The following is a 5,040-nucleotide window of genomic DNA, read 5'->3' as shown; positions in this document are numbered from 1 at the left end:
TGCAGCGGCCATCCTCGTCGGCAGGTCCGAACAGGTCTTCCTCCCATTCGATGCCATAGGCGCGGGCGAGCTCGTCATCGAAGCTTGCGTCATTGGCAAACATGCGCGTCTTCGTCAGCGCGTTCGCAATGCTCCACCAGCTCGCCTTCGGATCGGACTTCGACGGCTTGTTGGCCTTCCACACCTCCTTCTGCTCATCGAGCGAGGCGGAGGCAATCGTGCGCAGCTGCTGCTCGTTCGGCATATCGCCCTTCGCCATATGGTCGAGCATGGCCGGCAGCACATTGGCCATCAGCCTCAGCTGCCGGACGCGGCGAACCGTCAACGCAAGTGCGATCGCGATCGCCTCTACAATCAATTAAAGCATTTTGGAGAGAGTTTTATAAATCAAGAGAAACAGTGTTGTTATTGCGACACTGGCTGCACCTACGAAAATAGCTATAAAGAAAATACCGAGAAATTGCGGTTGAATGAAAGATTGTAAAAGACTTTGCAATCCTTCATTGCGGTGGAAAAAACCAATAAATGCAACTAACCCAAAGGTAATTCCACCTAAAATAGCCAGGTCCCATTTCTCAATAATGTGCCGAAATTGTGCATAGATGAGTCCTCCCAAACTCATCCCCAATAAGCCAATACTGATGGGGTTAATTTCCTGAATGATGCTGGTTAAGGCCATCCATAACAACGCCCCTTCAAAGCCCGTAAAAGCAGCACTGGTAATGATTTCTACTGTAGATATACCACCACTTTGAGGAGGCTGAGAAACGAGGGTTGGGGGAGAAACGGGGGGTGGGGGAGAAACGGGGGTTGGGGGAATGGGAGGAGGTGAGGTACTCCCTTGCACTGTAGTGGGTTTGGGTTGCGTTGGGATGGGTGGAGGTGCAGTAGGAGGTGCAATAGGACGAGATGGGGATGAGTTGAGAGAGGCGATCGCCTCTAATACTTCTCGGGCTGAGGAGAAGCGATCGCGGGGGACGGGACGCAGCATTTTATCGAGAATATCAGCTAACCCATCGCTAACTTGAGGGGCGTGCGATCGCCAGTCCCAGCAATTATTATAAGTGTCGAATAATTCTTCTGGGGGTTTATTGGTCAGCAGCACCAAACAGGTTGCAGCCAAAGCATACAAGTCTGTCGCTGGAAACACTTGTGAAGCCTGCATTTGTTCCGGGGGCGCAAATCCCATCGAGTAAATCCCCGTCGATCGCCCGGAGGGAGTCCCAACCGTCGCGGTAATTTGCTTGACTGCTCCAAAATCGAGTAAATATAAGCGTCCGTCACTGCGCGATCGCATAATATTCGAGGGTTTGATGTCGCGATGAATTACATTTTCTGCGTGGACAAATCCAAGAACCCCTAGAATAGCTTGCAGGACTTCTAAAACTTCTTCTTGACTATAAACGCCTTTTTCTTCTTGTTCCTGTTCTAAATCTTGTCCATCAATGAACTGCTGTACTAAATAGAAAAATTGTTCGTCTTTTTGACTTCCCGGACGGGGAACAACAACGGGAAAATAAGCGTAAGAATTGGGGATTTGTTTGTGTTCATTGCCTAATTCTTCAAGTACGGCGGCTTCTCTCTCGAATAGTTTTTGCGCGATTTGGAGTTGTTGCGGGGAAAGGTCTCCCGAGGGTTGGAATTGTTTGACAACGCACTCTCTCAGGCTAGTGGTGAAGCGATCGCGGGCCAGAAATGCGGCTCCAAAACCCCCTTGACCCAGGAGTTTCATGGGAAGATATCGCGCCCCCAAGATTAAGGGCATTCCGCAACGAGTACAATACTTTTGTTGAATGGTTTGGATGCGATCGCTATCGTCGAGATCGGCAAAAGTATTTTCAGTATGACAGCTTGGACGAGTGCAAAGAATTTCCATATCTTAATCGATTAGTAAGGCAGATTTGCAATAGATTATTATGTGCGAGAGTTTGTGGAAAATTAAATTTTCTTATTTTAAATAATCCTAAGTCTCTAAAAAAACTATAGCGAGAATTTTAGTTCTCGCTATAGTTTTTTCACTTAGTTATTGGCTGCTGCTTCTCGAGCCGCCACTGCTTCATCAGGATGAATACCAAGGCGAGTTAAATTAATGCGTCCCCGAGAATCAATCTCGCGCACTTTTACCACCACTTCATCACCGACAGCGACTTCATCTTCAACCTTACCAACGCGATAATCTGCCAATTGAGAAATGTGAATCATTCCCTCTTTTCCTGGCAGAATTTCTACAAATGCCCCAATTTGGATAATGCGCGTAACGCGACCCGCATACACATCCCCTTCATTGAGTTTACGGGTCATCCCTTCAATGATCCGTCGTGCTTCCATCGCATTTTCGGAACGATTGCAGAAAATCATTACAGTACCATTATCCTCAATATCGATTTTGGCTCCTGTTTGTTCCGTAATCCCCTTAATGGTTTTACCTCCAGGCCCGATCACCAAACCGATTAAATCTGGATCGATCTTCATGCTTAATAAGCGAGGTGCAGAGGGGGATAACTCATCGCGCGGGCGATCTAAAACAGCCATCATTTTCTCTAAAATGTGCAGCCGTCCATCCTTCGCCTTTTCGATCGCCTCAGCAATCACATCCAAAGATAGTCCCGTGATTTTCATGTCCATTTGCAGGGCAGTGATACCATTATCGGTGCCAGCCACCTTAAAATCCATATCTCCCAAAAAGTCCTCAATGCCTTGAATATCAGTGAGAACTCGGACTTCATCCCCCTCTTTAATCAAACCCATCGCCGTCCCGCTTACTGGCTTGCGAATGGGGACTCCCGCATCCATTAAAGAGAGAGTCGAACCGCAAACCGATCCCATCGAAGTGGAACCATTGGAAGAGAGAATCTCGGAAACCACCCGCACAACATAGGGGAAATCATCGTGGTGAGGTAGGATTGGCAAGATCGCCCGTTCCGCTAAAGCACCGTGACCGATTTCCCGTCGTCCAGGCGATCGCATGGGTTTTGTTTCCCCCACAGAATAAGGGGGAAAATTGTAATGGTGGAAGTAGCGTTTCTCAGATTGGGGATGTAAATCATCCAAATCTTGGGCATCGCCGGGAGTTCCCAAAGTCACTAAAGATAAAACTTGGGTGAGTCCCCGTTGAAAAAGGGCAGAACCGTGAACGCGACGAGGCAAAACTCCCACATTACAGCTAATGGGGCGCACCTCATCGAGTTTGCGTCCATCTACCCGCACGCCATCGGCGATAATTTGCTGGCGCATAAGTTTTTTGACCTGTTTTTTAAACAAGGTATCAACAGCTTTGGGTTTTTCCGCCGCAATTTTGAGGGCATCGTCTTCCGGCAATTCGGCGATCGCGGCGGTCACTTCTGCTGCTTTAATCTCATCTAAAGTAAGATCGCGGGCTTTTTTATCTAAGTCAAACTGGGACAAAACTTTTTTGATTTTGTCATTAGCGCGATCGGCAATAAAGTCTCCCAAAGCGGTATCTTCTTCGGGGGCTTCCTCCGTCACCAACTGCAATCCCAACTCTTCTAATAATTCCCGTTGCGCCTTAATTAACTCTTGTACAGCTTCGTAGCCAAACTCGATCGCCTCGATAATATCTTGTTCAGGCAATTGATTGGCTCCGGCTTCCACCATGACCACCCCATCGGGAGAGCCAGCTACCACTAAGTCTAAATCTCCTTGGTCAATTTCCCGATAGGTCGGGTTAATGATAAAATCATCCCCAACCAGGCCAACGCGAACCGCAGCCATCGGACCTTGAAAGGGAATTTGAGCCAAAAGCACGGCTACAGAAGCTCCCGTAACGGCTAAAACATCGGGGGGGACTTCTTCATCTAAAGCAAGAGTCGTTGCTATGATTTGAATGTCATCCCGAAGCCATTGGGGAAACAAGGGACGCATGGGGCGATCGATCAAACGACTGGTGAGGGTGACTTTATCGGGGGGACGACCTTCTCGGCGCAAAAATCCTCCTGGAATGCGGCCGGCTGCGTAGAGTCTTTCTTCGTAGTCTACCAATAGAGGGAGAAAATCAATGCCTTCCCGACCTGTAGAGCGAGTTGCCGTGACGAGGACTGCTGTTTCTCCCGATTGAATTAACACCGAACCGCCAGCTTGAGGAGCGAGTATACCTGTTTGGAGTCGAATATCTCGTCCGTCAAAGGATATTGACTTTGCAAATTCTTGCATCTTGCGTGCTTTTCCTTATATTTTTTCACTGTTTCTCTTTCGCAATCCTAGCACTTCTAGACTCGCTCCGAGAGGAAAAGATCGCGATCGCATTTTGCGGCAGATGCGAGACCACTAATCCTAGACTCCGCGAAAGTATTCACCCTAAAAGTAACGAACGAAAATATAGTATGGCGATTTTACACGGGAGTTGGATTTTAAACCCCACCGAGGGCGGTTATTTTTTCCTCTGGGGAGAAACTTGGCGAGGGCAAGTTGCGGGGGGATTGAGGGAGTCGGAAATTCCGGTTCATCCCTTGGCCATGACCGGGGATGAACTCCTGTCTTATCTGGAAACGCGCCAAGTATTTTTACCCAATGCTGAAGGGGAAATTCCGCGATCGCATCAGGTTATCGCACTTCCCAGTCGCAGGGAGGAGACAGCAGACAGGCAAGAAACGGGGAGACGCAGAAAGCGGAGGGGTTCTGCTGCCAAAACTTCGGAAGGGGGACTTTATTTCCCCTTACTTTCGGGAAGTGAGAGGGAAATCGCAGGGAAAGATATTTCTCTACAATGGTGGCAAGTGGAGGGGGTTGTGTTTAATGCGGTAGAAACCATCCACTTGTTAAGGGGATTACCCCTGAACTCCCTACAAGCGCGTCGAGGAGAATTGGGAGACTCAATCCAGTTTTGGTCCCAGGTCTATCGTTGGAGTTTAGATTTACTCGCGCGGGGCAAATTTTTACCCGGTTTGTTGACTGAAGGGGAAGAATGGGAAAGTTGTTGGCAACCCCTCCTCGATAGTGCGCTCGATCGCGATCGCCTCAATAAATTTGCCCGTTTGATGCCCAGTATTTGCCGTGCCTACCCCCCCCACACTCCCCCCTCTC

At 48.7% G+C, this 5,040-nt stretch carries 2 protein-coding genes and 2 pseudogenes; 1 reads left to right on the top strand and 3 read right to left on the bottom strand.

Annotated elements, in window-relative coordinates:
* The 3 genes and pseudogenes from VB714_RS20865 to VB714_RS20855 form a co-directional block, all read right to left on the bottom strand.
* A pseudogene (locus tag VB714_RS20865) lies at window positions 1-358 on the bottom strand (plasmid partitioning protein); the annotation flags it as partial.
* Window positions 359-1,876 carry a serine/threonine-protein kinase gene (locus VB714_RS20860; RefSeq protein WP_323226612.1) on the bottom strand — a complete coding sequence of 506 codons (1,518 nt, stop codon included), beginning with the start codon at window positions 1,874-1,876 and terminating at the stop codon, window positions 359-361.
* Window positions 1,877-2,019: 143 nt separating this feature from the next.
* Window positions 2,020-4,170, bottom strand: a complete 2,151-nt coding sequence (locus VB714_RS20855; protein WP_323226611.1) for a polyribonucleotide nucleotidyltransferase — start codon at window positions 4,168-4,170, stop codon at window positions 2,020-2,022.
* 170 nt (window positions 4,171-4,340) lie between these two features.
* Here VB714_RS20855 and VB714_RS20850 point away from each other — a divergent pair.
* Window positions 4,341-5,040, top strand: a pseudogene (locus VB714_RS20850) (ATP-dependent helicase); the annotation flags it as partial.

Origin of the sequence: Spirulina sp. 06S082, from assembly GCF_034932145.1 — a bacterium.
Taxonomy (GTDB): Bacteria; Cyanobacteriota; Cyanobacteriia; order Cyanobacteriales; family Spirulinaceae; genus CCY15215.
The sequence above is the reverse complement of the archived record's forward strand: the minus strand, read 5'-3'. Positions and strand labels throughout refer to the sequence as shown.

Excerpts from the sequence above, each read along its gene's own strand:
- VB714_RS20860 (WP_323226612.1), bottom strand. The coding sequence starts at position 1,876 with ATGGAAATTCTTTGCACTCGTCCAAGCTGTCATACTGAAAATACTTTT.
- VB714_RS20855 (WP_323226611.1), bottom strand. The coding sequence starts at position 4,170 with ATGCAAGAATTTGCAAAGTCAATATCCTTTGACGGACGAGATATTCGA.